Origin of the sequence: Micromonospora sp. NPDC051543, from assembly GCF_044454415.1 — a bacterium.
Lineage (GTDB): Bacteria > Actinomycetota > Actinomycetes > Mycobacteriales > Micromonosporaceae > Micromonospora.
The window spans coordinates 312,717-337,123 of the sequence record NZ_JBITDT010000009.1; the positions used below are offsets into that span (position 1 = coordinate 312,717).

At 73.7% G+C, this 24,407-nt stretch carries 26 protein-coding genes; 12 read left to right on the plus strand and 14 right to left on the minus strand.

Annotation, left to right across the window (positions count from 1 at the left end; all coding sequences use genetic code 11):
• Positions 1 to 54 precede the first annotated feature (54 nt).
• Positions 55 to 558 (plus strand): hypothetical protein, encoded by a 504-nt coding sequence (locus ACIA3K_RS18830; RefSeq protein WP_355053404.1) that lies wholly within the window; start codon positions 55 to 57, stop codon positions 556 to 558.
• Here the strand turns inward: ACIA3K_RS18830 and ACIA3K_RS18835 are convergent.
• Positions 548 to 2,137: an MFS transporter gene (locus tag ACIA3K_RS18835; RefSeq protein ID WP_396802486.1), complete on the minus strand. Its 1,590-nt coding sequence runs from the start codon at positions 2,135 to 2,137 to the stop codon at positions 548 to 550. The genes ACIA3K_RS18830 and ACIA3K_RS18835 overlap by 11 nt on opposite strands.
• 79 nt (positions 2,138 to 2,216) lie before the next feature.
• On the opposite strand from ACIA3K_RS18835, the gene ACIA3K_RS18840 reads away from it, so the two are divergent.
• Both ACIA3K_RS18840 and ACIA3K_RS18845 read left to right on the plus strand, forming a co-directional pair.
• Complete coding sequence (locus ACIA3K_RS18840) at positions 2,217 to 2,978, plus strand: TetR/AcrR family transcriptional regulator (RefSeq protein ID WP_396802487.1); 762 nt, start codon at positions 2,217 to 2,219, stop codon at positions 2,976 to 2,978.
• A gap of 10 nt (positions 2,979 to 2,988) precedes the next feature.
• Positions 2,989 to 4,023 carry a helix-turn-helix domain-containing protein gene (locus ACIA3K_RS18845; protein WP_396802488.1) on the plus strand — a complete coding sequence of 345 codons (1,035 nt, stop codon included), beginning with the start codon at positions 2,989 to 2,991 and terminating at the stop codon, positions 4,021 to 4,023.
• Positions 4,024 to 4,192: 169 nt separating this feature from the next.
• Here ACIA3K_RS18845 and ACIA3K_RS18850 read toward each other — a convergent pair whose 3' ends face one another.
• The 8 genes from ACIA3K_RS18850 to ACIA3K_RS18885 are packed head-to-tail and all read right to left on the minus strand — an operon-like array spanning position 4,193 to position 12,853.
• Positions 4,193 to 5,176 (minus strand): DNA topoisomerase IB, encoded by a 984-nt coding sequence (locus ACIA3K_RS18850; RefSeq protein ID WP_396802489.1) that lies wholly within the window; start codon positions 5,174 to 5,176, stop codon positions 4,193 to 4,195.
• The gene (locus ACIA3K_RS18855; RefSeq protein ID WP_396802528.1) at positions 5,160 to 6,113 is read right to left on the minus strand and encodes a glycosyltransferase family 9 protein; all 954 of its coding nucleotides are present in this window, start codon (positions 6,111 to 6,113) and stop codon (positions 5,160 to 5,162) included. The genes ACIA3K_RS18850 and ACIA3K_RS18855 overlap by 17 nt, the downstream gene beginning before the upstream one ends.
• Positions 6,110 to 6,811 (minus strand): SDR family oxidoreductase, encoded by a 702-nt coding sequence (locus tag ACIA3K_RS18860; RefSeq protein ID WP_396802490.1) that lies wholly within the window; start codon positions 6,809 to 6,811, stop codon positions 6,110 to 6,112. The genes ACIA3K_RS18855 and ACIA3K_RS18860 overlap by 4 nt, the downstream gene beginning before the upstream one ends.
• Complete coding sequence (locus tag ACIA3K_RS18865) at positions 6,808 to 8,310, minus strand: PfkB family carbohydrate kinase (protein ID WP_396802491.1); 1,503 nt, start codon at positions 8,308 to 8,310, stop codon at positions 6,808 to 6,810. Before ACIA3K_RS18865 ends, ACIA3K_RS18860 begins: the two co-directional genes overlap by 4 nt.
• A gap of 16 nt (positions 8,311 to 8,326) precedes the next feature.
• Positions 8,327 to 9,010: an SIS domain-containing protein gene (locus ACIA3K_RS18870; RefSeq protein ID WP_396802529.1), complete on the minus strand. Its 684-nt coding sequence runs from the start codon at positions 9,008 to 9,010 to the stop codon at positions 8,327 to 8,329.
• Entirely contained in the window at positions 9,007 to 10,224 is a 1,218-nt protein-coding gene (locus ACIA3K_RS18875) for a glycosyltransferase (protein WP_396802492.1), read from the minus strand. The genes ACIA3K_RS18870 and ACIA3K_RS18875 overlap by 4 nt, the downstream gene beginning before the upstream one ends.
• On the minus strand, positions 10,209 to 11,183 hold the full coding sequence (locus ACIA3K_RS18880) for a glycosyltransferase (RefSeq protein ID WP_396802494.1): 975 nt from the start codon (positions 11,181 to 11,183) through the stop codon (positions 10,209 to 10,211). Before ACIA3K_RS18880 ends, ACIA3K_RS18875 begins: the two co-directional genes overlap by 16 nt.
• On the minus strand, positions 11,180 to 12,853 hold the full coding sequence (locus tag ACIA3K_RS18885; protein ID WP_396802495.1) for an HAD-IIIA family hydrolase: 1,674 nt from the start codon (positions 12,851 to 12,853) through the stop codon (positions 11,180 to 11,182). Before ACIA3K_RS18885 ends, ACIA3K_RS18880 begins: the two co-directional genes overlap by 4 nt.
• 155 nt (positions 12,854 to 13,008) lie before the next feature.
• On the opposite strand from ACIA3K_RS18885, the gene ACIA3K_RS18890 reads away from it, so the two are divergent.
• Both ACIA3K_RS18890 and ACIA3K_RS18895 read left to right on the plus strand, forming a co-directional pair.
• Positions 13,009 to 13,455 carry an SRPBCC family protein gene (locus ACIA3K_RS18890; protein WP_396802497.1) on the plus strand — a complete coding sequence of 149 codons (447 nt, stop codon included), beginning with the start codon at positions 13,009 to 13,011 and terminating at the stop codon, positions 13,453 to 13,455.
• Between the two features lie 141 nt (positions 13,456 to 13,596).
• Complete coding sequence (locus ACIA3K_RS18895) at positions 13,597 to 14,364, plus strand: polyprenol monophosphomannose synthase (protein WP_396802498.1); 768 nt, start codon at positions 13,597 to 13,599, stop codon at positions 14,362 to 14,364.
• Between the two features lie 51 nt (positions 14,365 to 14,415).
• On the opposite strand, the gene ACIA3K_RS18900 is transcribed toward ACIA3K_RS18895, so the two are convergent.
• Positions 14,416 to 16,026: a phytoene desaturase family protein gene (locus ACIA3K_RS18900; RefSeq protein ID WP_396802499.1), complete on the minus strand. Its 1,611-nt coding sequence runs from the start codon at positions 16,024 to 16,026 to the stop codon at positions 14,416 to 14,418.
• A 72-nt stretch (positions 16,027 to 16,098) separates the two neighbouring features.
• Between ACIA3K_RS18900 and ACIA3K_RS18905 the strand changes: the two genes are divergently transcribed.
• Entirely contained in the window at positions 16,099 to 17,532 is a 1,434-nt protein-coding gene (locus ACIA3K_RS18905; protein WP_396802500.1) for an aldehyde dehydrogenase family protein, read from the plus strand.
• A gap of 86 nt (positions 17,533 to 17,618) precedes the next feature.
• On the opposite strand, the gene ACIA3K_RS18910 is transcribed toward ACIA3K_RS18905, so the two are convergent.
• The gene (locus ACIA3K_RS18910) at positions 17,619 to 18,020 is read right to left on the minus strand and encodes a ChaB family protein (RefSeq protein ID WP_396802501.1); all 402 of its coding nucleotides are present in this window, start codon (positions 18,018 to 18,020) and stop codon (positions 17,619 to 17,621) included.
• Between the two features lie 178 nt (positions 18,021 to 18,198).
• Between ACIA3K_RS18910 and ACIA3K_RS18915 the strand changes: the two genes are divergently transcribed.
• From ACIA3K_RS18915 to ACIA3K_RS18930, 4 genes are all read left to right on the plus strand, one after another.
• Positions 18,199 to 19,176: a YihY/virulence factor BrkB family protein gene (locus tag ACIA3K_RS18915; RefSeq protein WP_396802503.1), complete on the plus strand. Its 978-nt coding sequence runs from the start codon at positions 18,199 to 18,201 to the stop codon at positions 19,174 to 19,176.
• An 82-nt stretch (positions 19,177 to 19,258) separates the two neighbouring features.
• Positions 19,259 to 19,675, plus strand: a complete 417-nt coding sequence (locus tag ACIA3K_RS18920; protein ID WP_396802504.1) for a DUF2795 domain-containing protein — start codon at positions 19,259 to 19,261, stop codon at positions 19,673 to 19,675.
• A gap of 46 nt (positions 19,676 to 19,721) precedes the next feature.
• A complete protein-coding gene (locus ACIA3K_RS18925; protein ID WP_396802505.1) occupies positions 19,722 to 20,183 on the plus strand; it encodes an SRPBCC family protein in 462 nt (153 codons plus the stop codon).
• Positions 20,184 to 20,291: 108 nt separating this feature from the next.
• Positions 20,292 to 20,543: a hypothetical protein gene (locus tag ACIA3K_RS18930; protein ID WP_396802507.1), complete on the plus strand. Its 252-nt coding sequence runs from the start codon at positions 20,292 to 20,294 to the stop codon at positions 20,541 to 20,543.
• On the opposite strand, the gene ACIA3K_RS18935 is transcribed toward ACIA3K_RS18930, so the two are convergent.
• A complete protein-coding gene (locus ACIA3K_RS18935; RefSeq protein WP_396802509.1) occupies positions 20,498 to 21,769 on the minus strand; it encodes an MFS transporter in 1,272 nt (423 codons plus the stop codon). The two genes, ACIA3K_RS18930 and ACIA3K_RS18935, sit on opposite strands and share 46 nt — an antisense overlap.
• Before the next feature lie 157 nt (positions 21,770 to 21,926).
• Between ACIA3K_RS18935 and ACIA3K_RS18940 the strand changes: the two genes are divergently transcribed.
• On the plus strand, positions 21,927 to 22,136 hold the full coding sequence (locus ACIA3K_RS18940; RefSeq protein ID WP_357119743.1) for a hypothetical protein: 210 nt from the start codon (positions 21,927 to 21,929) through the stop codon (positions 22,134 to 22,136).
• 107 nt (positions 22,137 to 22,243) lie between these two features.
• Here ACIA3K_RS18940 and ACIA3K_RS18945 read toward each other — a convergent pair whose 3' ends face one another.
• Both ACIA3K_RS18945 and ACIA3K_RS18950 read right to left on the minus strand, forming a co-directional pair.
• A complete protein-coding gene (locus tag ACIA3K_RS18945) occupies positions 22,244 to 22,567 on the minus strand; it encodes a nuclear transport factor 2 family protein (RefSeq protein ID WP_396802511.1) in 324 nt (107 codons plus the stop codon).
• 59 nt (positions 22,568 to 22,626) lie between these two features.
• Entirely contained in the window at positions 22,627 to 23,457 is an 831-nt protein-coding gene (locus tag ACIA3K_RS18950) for an SDR family NAD(P)-dependent oxidoreductase (protein WP_396802512.1), read from the minus strand.
• Positions 23,458 to 23,515: 58 nt separating this feature from the next.
• Between ACIA3K_RS18950 and ACIA3K_RS18955 the strand changes: the two genes are divergently transcribed.
• Positions 23,516 to 24,166: a TetR/AcrR family transcriptional regulator gene (locus ACIA3K_RS18955; protein WP_396802513.1), complete on the plus strand. Its 651-nt coding sequence runs from the start codon at positions 23,516 to 23,518 to the stop codon at positions 24,164 to 24,166.
• Positions 24,167 to 24,407 lie beyond the last annotated feature (241 nt).

Here is a 24,407-nt window from a genome sequence, read left to right on the forward strand (position 1 = left end):
TCGACTCAAGCAGCACCGATTGACCACACAGAGCAGGGCGGAAGGGGCATTGCCGTGATCGAGCAGCCGGCGTACACCGGTTTCGGTTTCTCCGACGAGGAGTGGGGGCTGCTGGTCGGCCTGCCGCAGTCGGTGCTGACCGCCGCGAGCGCCGCCGAGTCCGACGGCACCCGCCGGACCATGGCGGAGAACGCGGCCGGTCTGGAGTCCATCGGGGCGGGCCGGGAGTCGGCCAACCCCCTGGTCGCCGCCGTGGCCGGCGAGATCGTGACCCGGGTCGGCGACCCCGAGGCCGGCGAGGAGCTGCCGGTCATCGCGCCCGCCGACCCGCAGGCGTACATCGACGACGTGCTGGTGCGGGCCCGTGAGGCGGCCGTGCTGCTGGCCGCCCGGGTCGACGAGGGCGAGGCCGGCGCGTACAAGCACTGGCTGGTGACCATCGCCGACCAGGTCGTGGGCGCCGCGTCCAGCGGCGGTCTGCTGGGCCTGGGCGGCGAGTCGGTCAGCGACTCCGAGCGGCGGTTCCGCGACCGACTCGCCCAGGTGCTCAACGACTGACCGGGGCGACGTCCGACAGCGACGGTCCGGTCGGCTCGGCGGCCAGCGCCGCGGGGTCGGCCGGACGGACGCCGCGCAGCGTCAGCAGCGCGGCGACCGCGCCGAGGGCCATCGCCACCATGGCGGCGAGGGCGGCGAGGTGCAGCCCGTCGGTGAAGGCGAACCGGGCCGCGTGCAGCACCGCGTCACCGACCTCCGCCGGCAGTCCCCGGGTCACGGCGAGCGCGCCGCCCAGGGTCTCGCCGGCCGCGTCCCGGGCACCCGTCGGCAGCCCGGCCGGTAGCTCGTCGAGAACCTCGCGCCGGTAGATCGCGGCGCCCACACTGCCCAGGATGGCCATTCCCAGCGCGCCACCCAGCTCGCTGCTGGACTCGGTCAGCGCGGACGCGACACCGGCCTGCTCCGGGGGCGCCGCGCCGAGCACCAGCTCGGTGACGAGCGACATCACCATCACCAGGCCGCCCGCGTACACGCTCGCGCCGACGAGCAGCAGCCAGAGGGGCGTCTCGGGGGTGACCCGGGTCAGCACCGCGAAGCCGACGACGGCGATCACGAAGCCGGCCCCGATCAGGTACGCCCGCTCGACACGCTGGGCGAGCGCGGCGGCGGCCGGGGCCACCCCGCCGACCGCGAGCGACGGCACGAGGCTCCACAGTGCCGCGCGCAGCGGGCTCAGGCCGAGCACCAGTTGGAGGTGCTGGGTGGTGAAGATGGCGAAGCCGACCAGGGCGAACATCGCGAGCAGGTTGACCGCGAGTGATCCCGCGAAGCCGCGCCGGCGGAACAGCGCCAGGTCGATCATGGGGTACGCCCGGGTCCGCTGCCGGTGCAGGAAGAGCGCCCCGACCAGCAGGCCGGCGACGACGGCCAGCACCCGCGCCGCGCTGACGCCGTCGCGGGCCATCTCCTTGATGCCGTAGATCACCGGCAGCAGCGTGCCGAGCGACAGCGCCGCGCTGAGCAGGTCGAATCGGCCGCGCGTCAGGTTGCGGAACTCGGGGACCAGGACCGGGGCGAGCAGGAGCAGGAGCAGCATCGCCGGGATGTTGATCAGGAAGATGGATCCCCACCAGAAGTGCTCCAGCAGGACGCCGCTGAGCACCGGACCGATGGCGATGCCGCCGGTCAGCGTGGCGGTCCAGATGCCGATCGCGGTGCCCCGCTGCTTGGCGTCGTGGAACATGTTGCGCACCAGGGCGAGCGTGGACGGCATCAGGGTCGCCCCGCCGACACCGAGCACGGCGCGCGCGGCGATCAGGGTCTCGGCGCTGTCGGCGTACGCGGCCAGCAGGGACGCCGCCCCGAACGCGGTCGCGCCCAGCAGCAGGAGCCGACGCCGGCCGATCCGGTCACCCAGGGCGCCCATGGTGATCAGCAGCCCGGCCAGCACGAAGCCGTAGATGTCGAAGATCCAGAGTTGCTGGGTGGCGCTGGGCCGCAGCTCCTCGCTGATGAACGGGACGGCGAAGTAGAGCACCGACACGTCCATCGAGACCAGGAGCAGCGGAAGCATCAGCACCGCGAACCCGATCCATTCCCGCCGGCCCGCGCGGGGTGCCGGTGCGGTCGTCGCTGTCATGAGAACTCCTTCTGCGTATGACGTACGCTTTAATGCGTAGACCATACGCAGAACTAGGATGGCGGGGCAAGGAGGAAATGTGGCGGAGACGAAAGACGACAGCGGCCCGGCGCTCCCCCCGGCAATCGAGAGCGCCTGGGGGCTGCGGGAGCGGGCGCCGAAGGGCCCCCGGCCCGGCCTCACCGTGCCCGGCATCGTCGACGCGGCCGTCCAGGTCGCCGACGCCGACGGGCTGGCGGCCGTGTCGATGAGCCGCGTGGCCAAGGAGTTGGGCGCCGCCACCATGGCTCTCTACCGGCACGTCGGCTCAAAGGACGACCTGCTGACGCTCATGGTGGACGTCGGCTACGGCCCCTCGCCCGGCCCGGCCGCGCCGGACGACGACTGGCGTACCGGCCTGACCCGCTGGGCCTGGGCCGAACACGACGTCCTGCGACAGCGCCCCTGGCTGCTGCACATACCGATCTCCGGACCGCCGATCACGCCCCAGCAGCTCGGCTGGATGGAGGACGGCCTGGGCTGCCTCGACGGCACCCCGCTGCCCGAGGCCGAGAAGATGTCGATCCTCCTGCTCCTCACCGGGTACGTCCGCAACGAGGCGATGCTCACCAACCAGATCGCCGAGGGCAGCCGGGCCGCCGGTGTCGAGCCGGCCGACATGATGCCCGCGTACGGCGCGATGCTGGCGCGACTGATCGACCCGGCCCGCTTCCCGGCGCTGACACGGGTGCTCGACGCCGGCGTCCTCGACCAGGACGATGGCCCGGACGACGAGTTCACGTTCGGCCTTGACCGGATCCTCGACGGCGTCGAGGCCCTGATCACCCGCCGGACGGCGTGAGGGGGCGCGGATGCTGGCCAGGAACACCATCGACACGACCGTCCTGCCGCCCGCCGAGCGGTTCGGGATGTGGCTGGAGCTGCTGGCGCGCACCTCCGTGCCGGTGCGGGTCGAGTCCGCGTCCGCCGCCGACTTCGCCGCCCGCGCCGACTTCACCGACCTCGGCGGGTTCGAGGTGATCGGCTACGAGTACCCCTCGCTCGACGTTTCCCGCACCCGCAAGCTGATCAGACGATCCGATCCGGAGCTGTACATCCTCGCCCTCACCACCAGCGGGCTCGGCATGTCCAGCCAGGACGGTCGGCGCAGCGAGATCCTCGCCGGCGAGTTCACCTTCTACGACGCCTCGCGCCCGCACGACGTCTGCCACTACGCGAGCGAGCCGGGGCGGACCCGGGCCACCTCGATCACCGCGCTGATTCCGCACGCCGCGCTGCCGTTGCCGCCGAAGCGGATGGCCGCGCTCTTCGGCGGCCGGATGACCGGCAGCGAAGGGCTCGGGGCGCTGCTGGCGCAGTTCCTGGTCCAGGTGACCGGGCACCCCGAGCAGTACCACGCCGCCGACGCCGGCCGGCTCGGCGCGCTGGGGCTCGACCTGGCCACCACCATGCTCGGCCGGCACCTGGTCGCCGAGGACGCGGTGCCGACCGAGGTACGCCGCCGGGCGCTGGTCACCCAGGTGCAGGCGTACGTCCACCGTCACCTGGGCGACGCCACACTCAACCCACAGGTCGTCGCGGACGCCCACCACATCTCGCTGCGGACGCTGCACCGCCTGTTCGAGGGCGAGAACACCACCGTGGCGGCGTACATCCGCGACCTTCGGCTGGCCCGGTGCCGGCGCGACCTCACCGACCCGGCGCTGCGGGCCCAGTCCGTGCAGGTCATCGCGGCACGCTGGGGGTTCGGCGACAAGGCCCACTTCAGCCGGGCATTCCGGGCGGCGTACGGGATGAGCCCGCAGGCGTGCCGCGACGGTGATCCGGTTACGGCACGGGACGTCAACGACCTGGCGTCCAGAGTCAACTCGACCCAGGCAGACTGACAACCGACGCGGCAGAGGCGGCGCCCGCGTACTCCGGGGCCCGCGTCGGCCGCGAACGGGGGCCGTGGCGAGGCGCCCGCCGCGGCGCGCGGCGGGCGGCCGCCCGGTGTCGCCCCCGGCCGAGGCTCCGGCCCCGTCGCTTCCCCCCCAGGATCGTCGGCGGGGCCGGTCAGGCCTTCTCCAGCAACTCCAACACGACCCGCTCGATCTCCTCGCGGGTGGCGCTCGGGTCGACCGGCACCACCACCCCGTCGTGGTAGAGGTCGACGACCCGCGGATCCACGTAGGACGTGCGCGCCACGGTCGGGGTGTTGCCCAGCAGCTCCGCCACCGCGCACATCACCGCGGTCACCGCCCTGCGCCGGGCGGTGACCGAGCGGGCCGGGTCGGCGGCGGCCAACTCCGCCGCCGCGCGCACCGTGGCGTGCCAGGTGCGGAAGTCCTTGGCGGTCATCTCGCCGCCGCTGGCGTCGCGCAGGTAGCCGTTGACCTCGTCGCTGCGCACGTCCCGCCACTCCCGGCCGTCCCAGTAGCCGAACAGACGGTCCGCCCGGCGGCGACGCCGACGCAGGTTGACCAGCACCTCGCACAGCTGTGGGTCGTCGATCCGGCGCACCTGCTCGATGCCGCCCTTGGCGGGGAACTCGAAGACCACGCAGTCGCCCCGGCGTCGCGCGTGCTCCGGGCGCAGGGTCGACACCCCGAACGTCGGATCGTCGCCGGCCGCGTACTGGTCGCTGCCGACCCGGAACATCCCCATGTCGAGCAGACGGGCGACGGTGGCCAGCACCCGATCGCGGTTCAGTCCCCGCCCGACGAGGTCCTGCCCCACCCGCTCGCGCAACGTCGGCAGCCGTCGGGCCACCTCCAGCATGCGGTCGAACTTCGCCGCGTCCTGCTTCTCCCGCCAGACCGGGTGGTAGAGGTACTGCTTGCGCCCGGCCGCGTCGACGCCGGTGGCCAGGATGTGTCCGTTGGCGTGCGGCGCGATCCACACGTCCTGCCAGGCCGGCGGGATCACGAGGTCGTTCAGCCGCGCCCGGATGGCCGGGTCGCGCACGACGGCGCCGCTCGGATCGACGAAGGTCCAGCCCCTGCCGCGCCGTCGTCGCCCGTAGCCGGGCCGAGCCGGGTCGCTACGCCGTAACCGCACCGGAGACCCGCACCACCCTCTCCACCTCGTCCACGGCGGCCAGCACCTCGTCCAGCGGCAGAGCCGTCAGTGTCGGGTGGCTTCCTACCCCGTCCCACCTGGGCCAATCCCCCTCGCCGGCCCAGAGCGCCCGGTGTCGGGGACGGTCCGGCGGCGGCCCCCACGCCGCCGGAGGCACCGGCCCGAAGAGCACCACCGAGGCGGTCCCGTACGCGGTGGCCAGATGTGCCACACCGGTGTCCCCGCTGACCACCAGCCGCGCGTCGGCGACCAGCGCGGCCAGCGCGCCGAGGTCGGTCCGGCCCGCCAGCACGGCGACCGGCGGCAGTTCGGCCGCCTCGGCCACCCGCTCGGCCAACCCGCGTTCGTCGGCCGAGCCGGTGACCAGCACGCGGTGCCCCCGCTCCCGCAGCGCCCGGGCCAGCGCCGCGAACCGCTCGGCCGGCCACCGCTTGGCGGGGACGTTGCTGCCCGGATGCAGCAGGGTCGCGCCGACCGGCAGGCCCGCCGGGTCGGGTCGGCGCAGCCCCAGGTCACGGCGGTCGGCCGGGATGTCGTACCAGGAGAGCAGCCGGCACCAACGGTCCACCTCGTGCTCGTCGTCGCGCCAGCGCGGCCCGTCACCGAACCCGGCGTCGGCGTTGGCGAAGGCGACGAGCCGCCCGGGGCGGGCGGCGGCCAGCAGCCGGTGCGACTGCGGCCCCCGCCCGTGCAGGTTCACCGCGATCTCCGGCGCACGGCCCGGCCGCAGCGGCCCGTCCAGCCCGGTGGTGTCCACCAGCTCGTCGACGCCGCCGACCAGGTCGACCAGCGGGGCCAGGCCGCCCGGCGCGGCGAGCGCCAGCTCGTGATCCGGGTACGCGGCCCGCAGCGCCCGCAGCGCGGGCACCGCGGTGACCAGGTCGCCGACGCCGAGGGCGCGCAGCACGAGGATCACGGGTACGACGTCTCCTGCTCGGCGCACACCACCATCTCCCGCACCGCGCAGCCGGGCGGCTGTTGGAGCGCGAACATGATCGCCGCGGCCGTGTCGGCGGGGTCGTTGAGGATGGCGTCCGGACCGGGCTTGTACTGCGGATCGCGTTCGTCGAAGAACGCGGTGCGCATGCCACCGGGGATGAGCAGGGTGACCCCGACCTGACCGGCCAGCTCGGCGGCCAGCGCACGGGTGAACCCGACGACGCCGAACTTCGCCGCGCAGTACGCGGTGGCGTCGCTGACCGCCTTCACGCCCAGAGTCGAGGCGACCGTGACGATGCGCCCGGCGGAGGTCTGCAGGAACGGGAGCGCGGCCCGGATCACCGCGGCCGTGGCCAGCAGGTCCACGGTGACGATCCGGTCCCACGTCTCCCCGGGCACGTCGGCGAGCCGGCCCGGCACGTCCACACCGGCGGCCGTCACCACGGCGTCCAGGCCGCCGGCCTGCTCGGCGAGGTGCCGGGTGGCCACCTCGGCGGCGCGGGTGTCGGCGAGGTCGCACTCGGTCCAGTCCACGCCGTCGACCGGCGGCTGCCGGTCCAGCACGAGTGGACGGCCGCCGGAGGCGGCCACCGCCGCGACCACCGCCGCGCCGAGCCCGCTGGAACCGCCGGTGACCAGGACGGCAGGTCCGGCGTCGGGTCGTGTCGCGGTCATCGGGTCCGCTCCCCTGTCGTCGTGACCGGGACGGCGATGCCGACCGGCGGTGGCGGCTTGCTGTCCGTGTCGAGGGCCGGCCCGGCGGCGGCACGCGCGATGAGGTCGCTGGTGGAGCGGCCGTCCAGGTACGGCACCACCACCGTGTTCCCGCCCCACCGGCGCAGCACCTCCGCCTCGGGCAGCGTGGACGCGTCGCCGACACCGCTCGCGTAGTCGCCGCCCTTGACCCAGACGTCCGGGCGCACCCAGGACAGCACCGCCTCGGGCGTCGGCTCGTCGAAGACGAGGACGGCGTCGACGCAGCTCAGAGCGGCCAGCAGCCGGGCGCGGTCGCCCTCGGGCAGCACGGGTCGCTGCGGCCCCTTCAACCCGGCGACGCTGGCGTCGGAGTTCACGCAGACGATCAGGCAGTCGCCGAGCTGCCGGGCGGCCTGAAGGGTGGCCAGGTGCCCGGCGTGCAACAGGTCGAAGCAGCCTCCGGTGGCCACCACCGTGCCGCCCGCGCCCCGTACCTCGGAAAGGAGCGCGGCGACCGCCGCGACACCCACCCGCTCAGCGCCGACGCCGGGCCGGCGGGGGCCGCGCACGCTCACCACGTCGGCCGGGGGTGGCAGGGCCGTGGCCACTCCCCCACCGGCCACGAACGTGGAGGCTTCGGCGACGGCCGCCTGCACCGCCTCGGAGACGAGCGCGCCCTGGGCCAGCGCGAGGCTCGCGGCGGCGGCGAACCGGTCGCCCGCCCCGCAGGTGTCGCCCTCGGCGCTGCCCGACGTGGGCACCACCAGCGGCGTCGACCCGGCGTGGCAGAGCAACGCGCCGTCCCCGCCCAACGTCACCGCGACCGCGCCCGCCCGCCACCGTCGACGCAGTCCCTGCGCACCCTGGGAGGCGGTGGCGATCCGGGACGCGCCGGGCAGCGTCGGGACCAGTTCGCGCACCTCCGACTCGTTCGGCGTGGCCAGGTGCACGCCGGGTACGGCCGCCGGCCCGCGCGGGTGCGGGTCCCAGACGACCGGCGCGCGGGTGGCGGCCAGCGCGGCGCGCAGCGCGGGCTGCCGGGCGACGCCCCGGCCGTAGTCGCTGACCAGCACCGCCGACGCGCCGGCGAGCACCCGCAGCACCTCGTCGGAGGGCTGGCCCGGCTCACCGGACGGGCCACCCCGGTCGTGGCGCAGCAGCACCCGACCCCGGGCCCGCAGCCGGATCTTCTCCGGCGTCGCGCCGGCGAGGGCCAGCGGGTACACCCGCACGCCGGCGGCGGCCAGCAACGCGCTGAGCCGCGCGCCCCCGGCGTCGTCGGCGAGCGCGGTGACCAGCACCACGTCGGCGCCCTGCGCGGCGGCGAAGACCGCCGCGAGGCCCGCGCCGCCGGGCCGGTCGACGGCCGAGGTCTCGTCGAGCACCGGCACCGGGGAGTCCGGGCAGAGGCGGTTCACCACCCCTTCCACGTCCCGGTCGAGCAGGGTGTCCCCGACGACCACCACGGGTCCCCTCACGCCTACCTCCTCATGCTCACGCGTCGATCTGCTGGGCGGTCGGGCCGTCGAGCACCACCTCGACCCCGGTGCGTACCGGCTCGGGCGCGAGCCGCCCGGCCGACGCCGGTACGGCGGCGGCCAGCGCCGCGGGCAACTCCTTCTCGAGGTACTCGCAGATCAGGTGACTGGTGACGAGGTGCAGCTCCTGGACGACCTGGGTGTCGGCCGACGACACGGCGAGCACCTCGTCGCAGGCGTCCGCGAGGGGGTTGGGAGCGGGCCCGGTCAGCGCCCAGGAGGTGAGCCCGGCGTCGCGCGCCGCGTGCGCCGCACTGAGCAGGTTGCCGCTGACGCCGCTGGTGCTCAGCAGCAGCAGCACGTCGCCGGGTCGGCCGTGGGCGCGGACCTGACGGGCGTAGACGTCGGCGTAGCCGTAGTCGTTGGCGATGGCGGTCACCGCGCTGGTCTCGGCGTGCAGGGCGATCGCCGACAGGGGCTGGCGGTCGTCGTGCAGCTTGCCCACCAGCTCGGCGGTGAGGTGCTGGGCCTCGGCGGCGCTGCCGCCGTTGCCGGCGACGAGCAGTCGTCCGCCGCCGGCCAGCCGGTGTGCCAGGTGGGCACCCCAGCGCGCCAACTGCGGTTCACACCGGCGGTACGGCTCCAGTGCCGCGGCGAGGTTGGTCAGGTGTGTGTCGAGCGGGCTGACCGCCGGCATCAGGCCACCACCCGGGTCGGCCGGCGTACGGCGGCGACCTCGTTGTAGACCTCGGCGAGGCGTTCGGCGGTGGCCTGCCACGAGTAGCGCGACCGGGCCCGCTCGCGGGCCGCCGTGGCGTACCGGAAGCGGCGGATCCGGTCGTCGAGCAGTCCCCGGATCGCGGCGGCGAGGGCGTTGGGGTCGCGGGCCGGCACGAGGTCACCGGTCGTACCGTCGACGACGGTGTCGCGGATGCCGCCCACGGCGGTGCCGACGACCGGCACGCCGCACGCCATCGCCTCCAGCGGCGTCAGGCCGAACGGCTCGTACCAGGGTGCGGCGACCAGCAGGTCCGCGGACCGGTACCAGCGGCCCATCTCCTCGCGGGGCACCGCGCCGACCAGGTGCACCCGGTCGGCGACCCCGCACGACTCGGCGAGGGCCCGCAGCCGCCGGGCGTACGGGTCGGTCTCCAGCAGCCCCTCGGGCGGGCCGCCGACCACGACGCACTCCGCGTCGGGCACCAGCGCCATCGCGCGGACGACCGTCTGGAAGCCCTTTCGCTCGACCAGCCGGCCCACGGTGAGGATCCGGGCGCGGCCCGGCTCCCGGTCGGCGGCCGGCCCGAGCGGGGCGAACGAGGCGAGGTTGACGCCGGAGGGCACGACCGTCATGCGGTTCCGGGGCACCCCCATCCGGACCAGCTCGCCGACCTCGTCGCGGCACTGGGCGACCACCCGGTCCACCGAGCGGCCCAGCTCCCGCTCGTAGGCGATGCGGCGGGCCGGGCTGGTGTCCTGCACGCCCTGGTGGCGGCGCTTGACCGTGCCCAGCGCGTGGTACGTCTGCACCACCGGCACACCGGCCTGCCGGCCGGCGGTCAGCGCGGCGAGGCCACTCATCCAGAAGTGCGCGTGGATCACCTCGGGCGTCCAGTCCCCGCCCCGCCACCGCTCGACGAGCCACCGGCTGAACTCGCGCATGTGCGGCAGCAGCGCGTCCTTCGCGACCGGCTCGGCCGGGCCGGCGGGCACGTGCACCACGTCGTACCCGTCCGGGGCGCGGACGGTCACCGGCAGGTCGAGGGCGTCGCGGCGGGTGTAGACCCGTACGTCGTGCCCGGCGGCGGCGAGCGCGGCGGACAACTCGGCCACGTGCGTGTTCTGGCCGCCGGCGTCCTCCCCTCCGAGGATGGCGAGCGGGCTGGCGTGCTCCGAGATCATCGCGATCCGCATACTTCCTCCTCCAGCAGCCGGTCCCAGTCAGCGAGGAAACGGTCGAGGCCGTACCTGTCGCGCGCGGCGGCCTGGGCCGCCACGCCGGCCTGGCGTGCGGCCGCCGGCTCGGCGATGAACCGGCGGGCGGCGTCGAGCAGGACGTCCATCCGGGTGGCGAGGGCCCCCGCCTCCGGGGGCACGGCGGTGATCGCCTCGGTGGTGGCGAGCGCGACGACCGGCATGCCGATCGCCATCGCCTCGATGAGGCTGAGTCCCAGGCTGGTCCAGCGGCACAGGTGCAGGTACGCCCGCCGGCGGGCCAGTTCGGCGTGCATCCGGTCCTGTGGGACGTCGTCGTGGCTGGTGAGCCGGTCGGCGGGCAGTCCGAGGTGGTCGGCGAGGCCCGCGACGCCCATGCCGAACACGTCCAGGGGCGCGATCTCGGCGAACTGGGGCAGCAGGTCGGTGCCGGTGACCCGTCCCCGCCGCACCGGCTCGTTGATCACGACGGCGAGCCGGTCCAGCTCACCCGTGTACGACACGGCCGGCGCGACGATGCCGTGGTCGACGACGCCGGTGCGGGTCGCGCCGGTGTCCCAGAAGATCTGGTTGAACCCGGTGACGTGGGCGACGAGCAGGTCGTCCCGGTCGGCCATCGGGTGCCGGGTGTGCGGGACGTCGCCCTTGGGCGTGTTGTGCTCCACGTAGATGGCGGGCAGGTCGCGACCCGGACGCCGGCCCAGCCACTGCTCGGCCAGGTCGATCTCCTCGGGGCGTTGCAGGACGACCACGTCGACGTCGGCGTCCGGCAGGTCGTCGGGGGCCACCTCGACGGCGCTGTCCGGCCACGGGTACGTCCGCGCCCGACCGAGGCCGTACGGACCCCGGTCGGGCGTGGTGGGGATCAGGTAGCGGTGACCGCCGTGCACGAAGGACGTCGTCCAGGAGCCGTGCACGTGCCAGAGCAGGATGTTCATCGGACGCCACCACCGCTGACGGTCAGGGTCCGTACCGCCTCGACCACCTCGGCCGGGTCGACGCCGCTCAGGCACGGATGGCCGGGGACCGGGCAGCTCGCCGCCCGGGTGTCGCGGCAGGGCGCGCCCGCGTCGCCGAGCCGGACGGTGGGCACCCGGTAGGGACCCCACTGCCCGAAAGGGACGGTCGGCGCGAAGAGGCTCACCACCGGTACGCCGGCGGCCGCGGCCAGGTGGGCGGGTCCGGTGTTGCCGACCACCACGGCGGCGGCGTCGGCGACGAGCGCGGCCAGTCCGGCCAGGTCGGTCGTACCACCCAGGTCGGTGCCGCCCGCCGCCGCGACCCGGGCGGTCACCGTCCGCTCGTCGGGCCCGCCGGTGACCAGCACGCGATGCCCGGCCGCGCTGAGCGCCCCGGCGATGCGGGCGGCCAGCTCGGTCGGGCAGGCCCGGCTCGACGCGGCCGAGCCCGGGTGCAGCACCACGTAGCCGGGGTCGCCGACGGCGGCCGGGCGGGACGCCACGGCGCCGTCGCGGAGCCGCAGCACGGGTTCGTCGCCGGCCGGCAGGCGGTGGCCGGCCGCGGCGGCGAGGGAGAGCGCCCGCTCGGGTTCGGGGACACCCGCCGGCACCCGGTGGCGGATGTCCACCAGCGCGCCCGGGTAGTCGTCGCTGATCGCGGCGATCCGGGTGATCCCGGCCATCCGCAGCAGCAACGCCAGCGGTAGGGCGGACTGGTGGAACGAGGTGAACACCACCGCCTCGTCCGCGCCGACGGCGGCGAGCCGGGCGGTCAGGCGTCGCATGTCGTCCGGGTCGACGGGCGTCGGCGCGGGATCGATCCACGGCAGCGGGTGTTCGATGATCTCGTCGACGCCGGGCAGCAGCTCGGCGGCGGCCCGCCCACGTGGTCCGCAGAGCAGCACCACCCGTCGCGCGCCGGCCGCGACGGCCCGGATCGCCGGCCCGGTGACGAGCACGTCCCCGGCCGAGTCCGAGCGCACCACCAGAGCGGTGCCCACTCCGTCGGCGTCTCGCGCGGGCTGCACGGCCCGCTGGCGGCGCAGGATCTCGTCGACCGCGGACGGCAGGTCCGGCGCCACCCAGCCGGCGGCGGCGATCTCCTCCGGGCGGGTCACCGGCGTGGGCACCAGCACCCCGGCCGCACCGGCGGCCAGCGCCGCGCCCACGTCCCGGCCGATGTCGCCCACCAGTACGCAGCGCGACGCGCTCGTGCCCAACTCCCGGGCGGCGGCGTGCACCAGGCCGGGCGACGGCTTGCGGCAGTCGCAGCCGTCGGCGTCGTCGTGCGGGCAGACCAGCCAGGCGTCGAAGCCGCCCAGCAGCTCCTCGACGCGGGCGTGCACCGCCCGCATCTGCTCCTCGTCGAAGTAGCCCCGGGCCAGGCCGGACTGGTTGGTCACCACCGCGAGGCGCAGACCGGCGGCCCGCAGTCGGTCCAGCGCCGCGCGGACGCCCGGCAGCGGGCGTACCTTCTCCGGGTCGCCGTTGTACGGCACGTCCTCGATCAGGGTGCCGTCGCGGTCGAGCAGCACCGCGTCGTACAGGACGCCACCGTGCGGTGCGGCAGGCCCGCGACCAACCCGGCCAGCACCGGCGTACACCCGGGCTGACCTGCGCTGATACGGATCCTCCTGGTCCTGTCGCACAGCCGGCGGGTTCCCGGCGCCCGAAGGAGTAAACGTCGTCGTCGGCGCCGTGGGCCAACGCCACCGGCGGTGCCCCGGTCGGCCTTACCCGCCGCCCGGAAGAAGCTAACCCGACGGCTCGTTAGCCTCCGTCACCGCAGGGGTATGGGAGTTCAGTGGCGATAGTGGAGAAAGTGATCGACGCTCCCCCGCAGCAGGTGTTCGACGTGCTGGCCGACGGGTGGACGTACAGCGACTGGGTGGTCGGTACGGCGCACGTACGCGACGTGGACGACGCCTGGCCCCGGGTGGGCAGCCAACTGCACCACCGGGCCGGGCCGTGGCCGTTCTCGTTGGAGGACGCCTCGACGGTGCTGGTGTGCGAGCCGCCGCACCGGCTGGTGCTGCGCGCCGGGCTGTGGCCGGCCGGGGAGGCGATCGTGGCGTTCAGCCTGGAACCGGTCGACGGGGGCGCCACCCGTGTCCGCATCGGTGAGGACTTCGCGGCCGGTCCGCTGCGCTGGGTCCGCAACAAGGCCAACGATCTCGTGCTGCACCTGCGTAACCGGGAGACGTTGGCCCGGCTCTCCGACATCGCCACCCGGCAGAAGGGCCCGCAGTGACGCGGACGGTGGTGCGCCGCCGCCCGCGCTGAGCGCGCTGCCACCTGCGGGCGGCCGGACCCACGGGGAGCCTTTTCAATCCGGGTCGGGCAACTGGCTACCCTCTGGGGTAGCCGTGTCCGCAAACCGAGGATGTCCGACATGATCGAGCCCGTCCAGCTGCCGTCGCCGTGGCGAGACGTACACCTGACAGTCGTCGTGCCCACCTACAACGAGGCGGGCAACCTGCCGGCGCTGGTCGAGCGGCTGCTCGCGCTGCCGCTGCCGGGACTGCGCATCCTCGTCGCCGACGACAACTCCCCCGACGGCACCGGGGAGGTGGCCGACAAGCTGGCCATCGAGTACCCGGAGCGGATCGAGGTGATGCACCGGGCCGGCAAGGAGGGCCTGGGTCGGGCGTACGTCGACGGGATGACCCGGGCGCTCGAGGGCGGGGCGGAGTTCGTGGCGCAGATGGACGCCGACCTGTCGCACCCGCCGGAGGCGCTGCCCGGGATGCTGGGCGCGCTGCTCTCCACCCAGGCGGGCGTGGTGATCGGTTCCCGGTACGTGCCGGGCGGCGAGCTGGACGAGAACTGGCCGCTGTACCGCCGCGCGCTCAGCGGCTGGGCGAACCTCTACGTGCACACGCTGCTGCGGGTGCGCATCCGCGACCTGACCGCCGGCTTCAAGATCTGGCGGGCCGACGCGCTCAAGGACATCGGCCTGCACCGGGTGCAGTCCAACGGCTACAGCTTCCAGGTGGAGATGCACTACCTGGCCACCAAGCTGGGGCACACCATCCTGGAGGTCCCGATCCGCTTCGAGGAGCGGCGTGACGGCGTCTCCAAGATGACCACCGCGACCAAGGTCGAGAGCGCGCTGATGCCGTTCCGCCTGCGCAGCAAGCACCGCAACATCACCTCCTGATCGCACCTCGTCGGTCAGGAGGTTCGCGGCGCGAATCTCCTGGCCGACGGTTCAGGTCGGCGGGTAGATGCTCCGGTGGGCCGCGGCGATGGTCGCCGCGTAGGCGGTGCCGGTCAGGGCGCGGTCGCGGGCCAGCGCCGCGCGGGCCGCGTTCGCGCCCGGCGCGCCGTGCACCCCACCGCCCGGATGTGCCGACGAACTGGCCAGAAAGAGCCGGTCCACCGGAGTGTCCGCACGGCCCAGGCCAGGGATCGGGCGCAGGAACAACTGTTGGTACGCGGCGGCGGTGCCCCCGCCCAGCGCGCCACCGACCAGGCTCGGGTCGCCCTTCTCCAGGTCGGCCGGTCCGGCCACGTGCCGGCCCACGATGAGCTGCCGGAAACCCGGGGCCGCCGCTTCGAGCACGTCCTCCATGCGCTGCACGTGTTCGGCGATGTCCTCGCTCCGCCAGTTCCGCCGGAACGGCAGGTGGGTGTACGACCAGAGCGACTCGGTGCCCGGCGGCGAGTGGCTGGGGTCGGCCACCGACATCTGCCCGACCAGCAGGAACGGGTCCCGGGGCAGCTCACCCCGGGCCAGCTCGCCGGCGTAGCGGGTCAGCCCGTCGAGGTCCGCGCCGAGGTGCACCGTGCCGGCGCCGGCGATCGCCCGGTTGGTCCACGGGACTCCGGCGGAGAGCGCCCAGTCCACCTTCAGCGTCGAGCCGTCCCACCGGAAGTGCGCCAGGTCCTCGACGAGCCGCGACGGCAGGACCGCCGCACCGACGAGGTCGAGGTAGAGCGCCGGCGCCGGCACGTCGGCGAGGACCGCCCGCCGGGCCCGCCACAGCGTGCCGCCCTCGGTGCGTACGCCCATCGCCCGGCCGCGCGCCGTGAGCACCCGGTCGACGCGCGCGCCGTACAGGATGCGGCCGCCGCGTTCGGCGAGGCGGTCCACCAGCGCATCGGTGATCCGCCGCGCGCCGCCGTCGGGCACCGGCCAGCCGACCTGCTGGCCGAGCATGGCCAGGAGCCAGCCGTACACGCCGGATCCGGCCTCCTCGGGGGACAGGTCGGTGTGCAGGGCGCATCCGGCGAGCAGCGCCGGGCCTCCCTCGCCGTCGAACAGCTCGTCGCCGAGTTTGCGGACCGGCACCACGAGTCGGCGGGCCAGCCGCAGCGCCCCGGCGACCCGCAGCCGGCGCAGCAGACCCAGTCCGCCGCGTACCGGCGGGAACGGCGTGGTGATCGTGGTCAGCATCGGCTCGGCCACCTCGAGCCAGTCCGTGTACGCGTTCAGCCAGCGCTTTCCGTCGCCGGGGGCGAACTGTTCCAGCGAGGCGGCCGTGGCGTCCGGGTCCCGGTTGATCACCGCGGCCCGTCCGTCGGGCAGCAGGTGCGCCAGCACGTCCGGGGCGTGCCGCCAGGACAACCCGTGGCGGCCGAGGTCGAGGCCGTCGAGCACCGGCGAGGCGTACCCGAGGGGGTAGAACGAGCTGTAGAGGTCGCTCAGATAGCCCGGCGCGGTGACCTCGGCCGACTGGACGGCGCCGCCGGGTACGGCGGTCGCTTCCAGCACGACCACGTCCCACCCGGCGTCGGCCAGCAGGTTCGCCGCGACCAGGCCGTTGTGCCCGGCGCCGATGACGACGGCGTCCGCGCTCTCGGCGCCGGTGGTAGTCATCCGACCCGCCTACCCGGGGCGCAACCGGGCGAAACGCGTTTGTCTCGCCGGGACCCGGGCATCCAGCGCCGCATGTACACGGTTGCGCAGCTGGTGGGCGGGGTGTGGGGCGCGGGCGGGTCCGGCGGCGAGCTGGTCGTGTGTGATCCGGCGGACGGCGAACCGGTCACCTCGGCGCCGGTCGCCACGGCCGACGAGGTCGGCAAGGCGGCCCAGGCGGCACGCGAGGCGGCCGACGAATGGGCGGCGACCGCCCCGGCCGAGCGGGCGGCGACCCTGCACCGGGCCGCGGACGCGGTCGCGGCGCTCGCCGACGAGCTGGCGGCGGCGGTCACCGCCGAGATGGGCAAGCCACTCGCGGACGCCCGCGGCGGCGTCGAGGCGGGCATCGGCACCCTGCGACAGTACGCGGAACTCGCGCCGCTGCGCGGCGGACGGACGTTGCACGGCGCAACCGACGCGGTGGACTTCATGACCCCGCAGCCGCGCGGTGTGGTCGCCGCGATCACCCCCTGGAACGACCCGGTGGCGGTGTCGTGCGGGCTGCTCGGCGCGGCCCTGGTCACCGGCAACGTGGTGCTCTACAAGCCGAGCGAGCGGACGCCCGCGACGGGTTGGCTGCTGGCCCGGGCCCTGGACGGGGCCCTGCCCGCGGGCGTGCTGTCCCTGCTCACCGGCGGCCCGGAGGTCGGGGCGGCGCTGGCGGCGCAGGACGTGGACGTGATCGCGCACGTCGGCGCCACCGCCACCGGGCGGAAGATCGCCGCCGCCGCTGCCGGCACCGGCGCGAAGGTGCTGCTGGAGAACGGGGGCAGCGACCCGCTCGTCGTCGACGCGGGTGTCGACCCCGAATGGGCGGCGCAACAGGCCGCGCTCGGCGCGTTCGCCAACGCCGGGCAGATCTGCGTCGCGGTGGAGCGGATCTACGTGCACCGCGACCTGGCCGACGACTTCGTGGCGGCGCTGGTGCGCAGGGCCGACGCGTTGCGGGTCGGGCCGGGGCGCGACCCGGGCACCGACCTGGGCCCGCTCGTCGACCGGCGGCACCGCGACCACGTGCACGGGCAGGTGACGGCGGCGGTGGCGGCCGGCGCGCGGGTACGCACCGGCGGGGAGCTGCCGGACGGACCGGGCGCGTACTACCCGGCCACCGTGGTCGCCGACTGCCGGCACGACATGGCGTTGGTGCGCGAGGAGACGTTCGGGCCGGTCGCCCCGGTGGTGGTGGTCGACTCGTTCGACGAGGCGCTGACCTGTGCGGCGGACTCCCCGTACGGGCTGGCGGCCACGGTGCTGACCGCGTCGATGAGCCACGCGCAGCGGGCCTGGCGGGAGCTGCCGGTGGGCACCGTGAAGGTCAACGCGGTGTTCGGCGGGGCGCCGGGCGGAGCCGCGCATCCGCGCCGGGCCAGCGGGCAGGGCTTCGGGTACGGCCCGGAGCTGCTGGACGAGTTCACCGCCACGAAGGCGGTGCACATCGAGGCGCCCGGCGGCGGGCGGTGGTGAGCGGTCACCGGTGAGCGGAGCGGTGGTGAGCGGCACGGGGCGGACGCAGGGGTGGCGCTTCCGCCCCGTGCCACGCCGCGCGTGGGTCAGTCGCCGTGAGCCTTGCGGGTCGCCCGGTCGTTGGCCTTCTCGATGGCCGTGACCAGCTCCGACTTGGTCATGCTGGACCGGCCCGGTACGTCCAGCTTGCGGGCCACCGACATCAGGTGGTCCTTGCTGGCGTTGGCGTCCACCCCACCGGCGGTGGGGGCACGCCGCTCGGGGCCTCCACCGGCGGCCTGGCGGTCGCTCGGGCCCTTACGACCCTTGGGCTCCCAGTGGTCGCCCACCTTCTCGAACTGGTGCTTCACGGCGGCGAAGGCGGTACGGTGCGACCGCTCGCCCTCGCCGTAGGTCTCCACCGCCGAGTCGTGCGTCTTGGCCCAGGTGCGCTGCGCCTTGTCCGAGGAGCGTCGCAGCGTGCTGGGCATGTCCTCGCGCGCGGGCATCTCGTCCTCCTGAAGCATCGACAGAGTCACTGTGTCCGTTCCCTGCGAGCGCGGCGGCAAACCCTGGCGGCGTCGGCGGGCCGTCGAGCGGGTTTGTCGCTTTCCCGCCCTGGGTACCGGCCGGTCCAGGCCAGACCGGACGACCGGTCATCCGGTGGCCGGGGCACAGGGAGCGGGCATGACGACCACGGATCCCGGTACGACACTCACCGGTTCGGGGGTTCCCCGGCGGATCCGGCAACTGAGCTGGCGGACGTGGCGTGGGGTGCTGGTCCGCAGTGTGCAGAACTTCGTGAACGACAACTGTTCGGACTGGGCCGCCGCGCTCACCTACTACGGGGTGCTGGCGCTCTTTCCGTCCGCCATCGTGGTGGTGGCCCTGGTCGGGCTGGTCTCGTCGGGCGAGCGGACCCTCGACACGGTTGTCGACCTGGCCAAGCAGGTGGGCGCCGGTTCGGTGGTGGCCGACGACGACGGCGGCGTGGTCGGGGTGATCCGCTCGGTGGTCGTCCAGCAGAGCAACGCCAAGGTGCTGCTGAGCTTCGGCCTGCTCGGCGCGCTGTGGTCCGCGTCGGGCTTCATCGGCGCGTTCACCCGCGCCTCCAACGCCATCTACGGGGTGACCGAGGGTAGACCGGTCTGGCGGCTGCGGCCGCTGCAGATCGGCCTGGCCGCCGTGACGCTGGTGCTGCTCGCGGTGGTCGCGCTCGCCCTGATCGTCAGCGGCCCGGTCACCGACGCGGTCGGCGACCTGATCAACGCCGGTGGTCTGGCGCGAACGGTGTGGAGCGTCGCGAAGTGGCCGGTGCTCGCCCTGGTGATGATGGTGCTGCTGTCCCTGCTGTTCTGGATCGCCCCGAACGTGCGCCAACCGCGCTTCCGCTGGCTCACCCCCGGCGGCTTTGTGGCCCTGCTCTCCTGGGCGGTGGTGTCCTTCGGTTTCGGCTTCTACGTCGCGAACTTCGCCACCTACAAGACGACCTACGGCAGCCTGGGCGCGGCCATCGCGTTCCTGGTCTGGCTCTACCTGTCCAACAGCGCCCTGATGCTCGGCGTGCAGATCAACGCCGAGGTGCAGCGCGGCCGGCAGTTGCAGGCGGGCGAGAAGGACGCGGGCGATCCGGTGCTGCCGCCGCGCAAGCCGGCCGAGGACTGAAATCGACCGGATGTCCGGCCCGAGGGCCGGTTCGCGACCCGGTGCCGGTTTACCGGACGAGGTGCCGGGTAGCGCAGAAGACATGGAGCGTGGCAACAGCAAGCACGGACCGAGGATCGACGAGCAGATGAGCCAGGAGGTCAGCGGCCTCGTGCAGGGGCCGGGCACCGGCGGCTCACGGGTCGATGAATCCCGGGTGCCCGAGCCGGCCGGTGAGGACCAGCCGGAGGCCACCACGGCCCCGGCGGGCGACCTGCGCACCGGCACCCCGCAGGGCATGAGTTCCACCGACGTGGAGCAGCGCAGCCGGCTCGGCCGGTTCATCTCGATGAGCGCGCTGCCCGGCGACCGGCTGGTGCTCATCGCCAGCGCGCGGGAGAACGAGGCGCCCGACGACGTCGTGGCGGCGCTGGAACGGCTGCCCGAGGGCACCGAGTACCAGACGGTCTCCGAGGTGTGGGCCGCGCTCGGCAACAAGAACGAGACAACCCGCTGGTAGTGATCGCCCCCGATCCGACAGACAGCGGCCGAAGGAGGATTGACCGATGAGTGGCGTTACCGAACACGTCGAGGTTTCCGTACCCGTGCGGACCGCGTACGACCAGTGGACGCAGTTCGAGGATTTCCCCCAGTTCATGGAGGGCGTGCAGGAGGTCCGGCAGCTCTCCGAGACGATGACGCACTGGACGGTGGACATCGCCGGTGTCAAGCGCGAGTTCGACGCCGAGATCACCGAGCAGCTTCCCGACGAGCGGGTCGCGTGGCGTTCGACCGGCGGCACCCAGCAGGCCGGTGTGGTGACCTTCCACCGCCTGGACGAGAGCAAGACCCGGGTCACCCTCCAGCTCGAGTTCGAGCCGCACGGTGTGGTCGAGCAGGCTGGCGACAAGCTGGGCATCGTCGACCGCCGCGCCAAGGGCGACCTGGAGCGGTTCAAGACGTTCATCGAGCGGCGCGGTCAGGAGACCGGCGCCTGGCGTGGCACGGTGGACCGCCCGCAGCCGTGATCGGGCGTACGCGATCGACGATGGCCGCCGGGCTCCCGGCGGCCATCGTCGTGTTCCGGGCCGTGGAGCACCTGTTTGCGATCATCGCGCCCGGGTACCGCTGATGGCATGACGGACGACAGGGTGTGGCGTGATGAGGAGCGGTTGCCGCTGGAGGAGTTGGAGCGCGCCGTGGCGGGTTCCAGCATCGACGGGCAGGCCGACGACGTGACCGGCAACGACGCCGGCGAGGAGGCCGCCTTCGGGCATGGCGCGGCGGCGGTCGACCGGGGCGGCGAGGCGCCGGGGCGGGAGCCGACCGACCCGGAGCGCGCCTACCGTCCGTCCACGACCGGTCGTACCGGACCGGACAACGGATAGTCCACGCCGGGCGGCCCGGTCCGTCCGGCGTCGTCGGACGGCCGGCGGGTGCCCAGCTCGTAGAGCACGATCAGCGCCAGGGCGAGCACCACCAGAGCCGGGCCGAGCGCCTGTACCGACACGTTGCTGATCAGCACGCCGAGGCCCGCCGGAACGAGCGCCGCGCCCAGACCGGCGGCGCCGATCTGCAACCCGATTGCGCGGTCCGCGTGCACCGCGCCGACCCGCTCGGCGGTGGTGAGGGTGAGCAGCGGAAAAACCGGTGCGGCGGCGAAACCGAGCACGACCAGGCCGAGCACGGTCAGCACGGCCGAGCCGGGTACGGCGATCAGCGCCGCGCCGACGGCCATGCCGGCCAGGCTCACCCGCAACACCAACCGGGGCCCGAGCCGTTCGGCCACCACCCCCTGCACCACCCGGCCGAGGAAGAGACTCCCCCAGTACGCGGAGACGCAGCCGCCCGCCACCGCGTCGCTCAGGCCGCGCCCCTGGGTGAGCAGCAGGAACGCCCACAGCCCGGCGGACACCTCGATGGCCACGTACAGCGCGAACGCCAGTGTCCCCGACCAGACGACCGGCAGCCGCAGCGTGGCCAGGACCGGCACCCGGACCGGCGCAGCGGTGTCGGACGTTTCCGCCCTGGCCCCGGGAGTGGGATCGCGGCGTCGCCACGCGCGTACGGTCAGCGCGAAAGCCGTGGCGAGGGCGAGCTGGGCGGCGGCCACGATGCCGTACCCCCACCGCCAGGCGAGCCCTGCGCTCAGCGCCGCTGTCATGATCAGTGGACCGATCGCCATGCCCAGGCCGAAGAAGGCGTGCAGCCAGTTCATGTGGCGCGGACCGAACGCGCCGGCGGCGTACGCGTTGAGCCCGGAGTCGACAGCGCCGGAGCCCAGCCCGAGCAGCAGCGCGCAGCCCGCGATCACCGCCAGCCCGGGGCTCAGGGCGTATCCGGTCAGCGCCAGGCTGGCGAGCAGGGTGCTGGCGGCGAGCAGCGCGCCCACGCCGATGCGGGCCAGCGTGAACCCGGCCAGCACGCTGGAGGTGAGGTAGCCGACGGTGCCCGCGGTGAGCAGCAACCCGACGGCCTCGGTCGGGACGCCGAAGTCCGCCCGGATCGACGGCCAGCCGACGCCGAGCAGGCCGTCCGGCAGGCCGAGGCTGACGAACGCGAGGTAGGCCAGCAGGAGCAGCGCGGCGCGGGGTGGCGGGGGCGAGTTGGACATGGGACAGCATCCTGCCGCAGCGCACCCTACCGGCGGAGGTGGCAGCCCGCCCGCCGCGACAAGAAGTGATGTCCGGATGGTCGAGAAAGCGGACAGCTCAGTCAGAATCGGCCGATCGGGGGACGGCAAACCCGCGTGTTCGCGTAAGAATTTCGGGATGCATCAAGGCTCTGGAATCCTCTCCACGCGTCAGCGCCGCATCGCCTGGCTCGGCTTCCTGCTCGCCGCGCTCCAGGCGCCGGTGTCGGCCCGGCTCGTCTCCGACGACTCGTGGCTGTTCAGCGTCTGCGTCGCGCTGATGGTGGCCACCGTGATCATCGCCGACGACGCCGCCCGTCGCCGGCCCGCCAACGCCCCCAGCGAGTAGAGCGGCCAACCGCGCTTTCGGCCAGGGGCGCCTTGCTGGTGCCCTTGACTGCCCGTTACCTGGTCACCGGCCGGAACCGCCCTCCGGCAGTTCCGGCCGGTGACGAATCAGACGGGCTCGATCGCGAGGCCGGTGATCTGGTCGTCCTTGATGTCGAACACGAGGGCGAAGGACAGGGGCCCGCCCGGGAAGTCACCGTCCCCGGAGGCCACCAGCCGGCCGTGGGCGAACGAGGTCGGCGTGAGCACGACCCTGGGGTTGATCAGGTGCCCCTGGATCCACTCGCGGATCTCGGCCTCGCCGGCCCAGGTCTGCCCGTCATCGCGCACGGCGGCCCCGTCGCCGAAGACCGCGGCCAGCTCGTTCGCGTCGTGCGCGTTGGTCGCCGTGATGAAGTGATCGACGGCCTTGGGCAGAGTGATCTCGCTCATTTTCTCTCTCCAGTCTTCTCGGATGCCAGGACGCGGGCGCGTGCTGGTGTGCGACAGGCTCAGAAGTCCGCTCCGCGGGAGAGCTTCTCGTTCGCGCGCAGCTCCGCGAGTGCGTTCTCGTGCATCGCGACAACGGCGTCGTAGCCAGAGTTGCCCAGCACGATCCGGTTCGGCGGGACGGGTGCGTTCAACGCGCTGATCACGGCCTGCACTCCACGAACGGGGTCTCCCGCCTGCTTGCCGTTGTGGTCCACGAACGCCGCCCGAACGCCCTCGACCATCGGTACGTAGGCGTCGACGACCTCGTTGACGTCCTCGTTCTGGAAGTAGGCGAAGGCCTTGGTGCGGAACGCTCCCGGCTCCACGACGAGCACGCGCACGCCGAACGGCTCAACTTCCTGGCGCAGTGTCTCCGACAGTCCTTCGACCGCGAACTTCGCCGCCGCGTAGTAGCCGAACCCCAGCGCGCCGACGAGGCCCGCCACCGACGACATGTTGACGATCCAGCCGCTGCCGCGTGCCCGCATACCGGGCAGGACCGCGCGCACCACCTCGACCACGGCGAACAGGTTGAGGTCGAACGTGCGGCGGATCGTCTCGTCGGGGGCACCCTCGATCGAGCCGTACCAGCCACGGCCCGCGCTGTTCACGAGCACGTCGATCCCGCCGAACCGGTCCTCGGCCGTCTTGACCGCCGCACGCACCTGGTCGGCATCGGTGACGTCGAGCGGGAGGACCAGCACACGGTCGCCGTACGACTCAGCCCACTCCCGCAGCTCAGCGGGCCGACGCGCGGTCACCACCACCTGATCGCCCTGCTCCAGGGCAGCCTCGGCATAGACGTGGCCGAACCCGCCGGGCGTCCCACCCGTGATGAACCAAGTCCTCATGGACTTCTCCTTTCGCTATAGAGCGCAATGTAGCGCTACATGAGCTAATGTAGCAACCATGCAGAATGCACGAGATCGACTCCTGCTCGCCGCGGCGGAACTACTGGAGAGCGGCGGCACGGTGTCCACGAGGTCGGTGTGCGATCGCGCCGGGGTGCAGGCCCCGACGCTGTACCACCACTTCGGCAGCAAGCAGGGCCTGATCGACGCCGTGGCGAGCCACGGCTTCACCCAGTACACGGCGGTCGAGAACTCTGGCGACCCGCTGAACGACCTGCGCGAGGGCTGGGACAGACACGTGCGGTTCGGGCTGGAGCACCCGTCGTTCTACGGGCTGCTCTACGGCCGCGCAGAGCCGGGAAAGCCCTGCGCCGTCACCGCTCCCGCGCACGCCGCGTTGCGCGACCGGCTGACCGCCGCCCGGAGCCGACTCAAGGTGCCGGCGGCCGATGCCGCCGAACAGGTGTTGGCCGCCAACGTCGGCATCACGCTCACCCTGATCAGTCAGCCGGAGCCGGATCTCGGGCTGTCCGGACGCGTGCGCGAGGCCGCGCTGGCCGGAGTCCTACGCATGGCCCCCACCGACGCTCCCGCGACTCGCGCCAGCGCCGCGCTGACGCTGCGTGCGCTGGTCGGCGACGACCCGGGCGACCTCACCCCTGGCGAACACGCACTGCTCGGCGAACTGCTGGACCGCCTGGCCCGCTAGGCCGTGTCTTGGAAGGATCTTGGTGGAGGATGGTGTAGCGCGTCCTTCGATGGCCTGGGACGGACTCCGGCGTTCCGACCGCCACGCCCATGCGACCGACGGCGACAACACCCTGGTGAGCGTGATGCCTGTGAGTCATCTAGATGCAACGCCGTTCAGTTAGGCGTTTGGTGTGGTCGTCAAGGGTCGGGGCTGATGATGTTGATGTTGGTGGTGGCTTGGTAGCTGCGTCGGTCGATGG

What these genes read in the sequence shown, in the direction of transcription:
- ACIA3K_RS18925 (WP_396802505.1), top strand. Translation starts at nt 19,722, where the DNA reads ATGAGTGGCGTTACCGAACACGTCGAGGTTTCCGTACCCGTGCGGACC.
- ACIA3K_RS18905 (WP_396802500.1), top strand. Translation starts at nt 16,099, where the DNA reads ATGTACACGGTTGCGCAGCTGGTGGGCGGGGTGTGGGGCGCGGGCGGG.
- ACIA3K_RS18880 (WP_396802494.1), bottom strand. Translation starts at nt 11,183, where the DNA reads ATGAACATCCTGCTCTGGCACGTGCACGGCTCCTGGACGACGTCCTTC.
- ACIA3K_RS18845 (WP_396802488.1), top strand. Translation starts at nt 2,989, where the DNA reads ATGCTGGCCAGGAACACCATCGACACGACCGTCCTGCCGCCCGCCGAG.
- ACIA3K_RS18955 (WP_396802513.1), top strand. Translation starts at nt 23,516, where the DNA reads ATGCAGAATGCACGAGATCGACTCCTGCTCGCCGCGGCGGAACTACTG.
- ACIA3K_RS18940 (WP_357119743.1), top strand. Translation starts at nt 21,927, where the DNA reads ATGCATCAAGGCTCTGGAATCCTCTCCACGCGTCAGCGCCGCATCGCC.
- ACIA3K_RS18910 (WP_396802501.1), bottom strand. Translation starts at nt 18,020, where the DNA reads ATGCCCGCGCGCGAGGACATGCCCAGCACGCTGCGACGCTCCTCGGAC.
- ACIA3K_RS18860 (WP_396802490.1), bottom strand. Translation starts at nt 6,811, where the DNA reads ATGACCGCGACACGACCCGACGCCGGACCTGCCGTCCTGGTCACCGGC.
- ACIA3K_RS18920 (WP_396802504.1), top strand. Translation starts at nt 19,259, where the DNA reads ATGGAGCGTGGCAACAGCAAGCACGGACCGAGGATCGACGAGCAGATG.
- ACIA3K_RS18930 (WP_396802507.1), top strand. Translation starts at nt 20,292, where the DNA reads ATGACGGACGACAGGGTGTGGCGTGATGAGGAGCGGTTGCCGCTGGAG.
- ACIA3K_RS18945 (WP_396802511.1), bottom strand. Translation starts at nt 22,567, where the DNA reads ATGAGCGAGATCACTCTGCCCAAGGCCGTCGATCACTTCATCACGGCG.
- ACIA3K_RS18875 (WP_396802492.1), bottom strand. Translation starts at nt 10,224, where the DNA reads ATGCGGATCGCGATGATCTCGGAGCACGCCAGCCCGCTCGCCATCCTC.
- ACIA3K_RS18835 (WP_396802486.1), bottom strand. Translation starts at nt 2,137, where the DNA reads ATGACAGCGACGACCGCACCGGCACCCCGCGCGGGCCGGCGGGAATGG.
- ACIA3K_RS18895 (WP_396802498.1), top strand. Translation starts at nt 13,597, where the DNA reads ATGATCGAGCCCGTCCAGCTGCCGTCGCCGTGGCGAGACGTACACCTG.
- ACIA3K_RS18950 (WP_396802512.1), bottom strand. Translation starts at nt 23,457, where the DNA reads ATGAGGACTTGGTTCATCACGGGTGGGACGCCCGGCGGGTTCGGCCAC.
- ACIA3K_RS18935 (WP_396802509.1), bottom strand. Translation starts at nt 21,769, where the DNA reads ATGTCCAACTCGCCCCCGCCACCCCGCGCCGCGCTGCTCCTGCTGGCC.
- ACIA3K_RS18900 (WP_396802499.1), bottom strand. Translation starts at nt 16,026, where the DNA reads ATGACTACCACCGGCGCCGAGAGCGCGGACGCCGTCGTCATCGGCGCC.
- ACIA3K_RS18915 (WP_396802503.1), top strand. Translation starts at nt 18,199, where the DNA reads ATGACGACCACGGATCCCGGTACGACACTCACCGGTTCGGGGGTTCCC.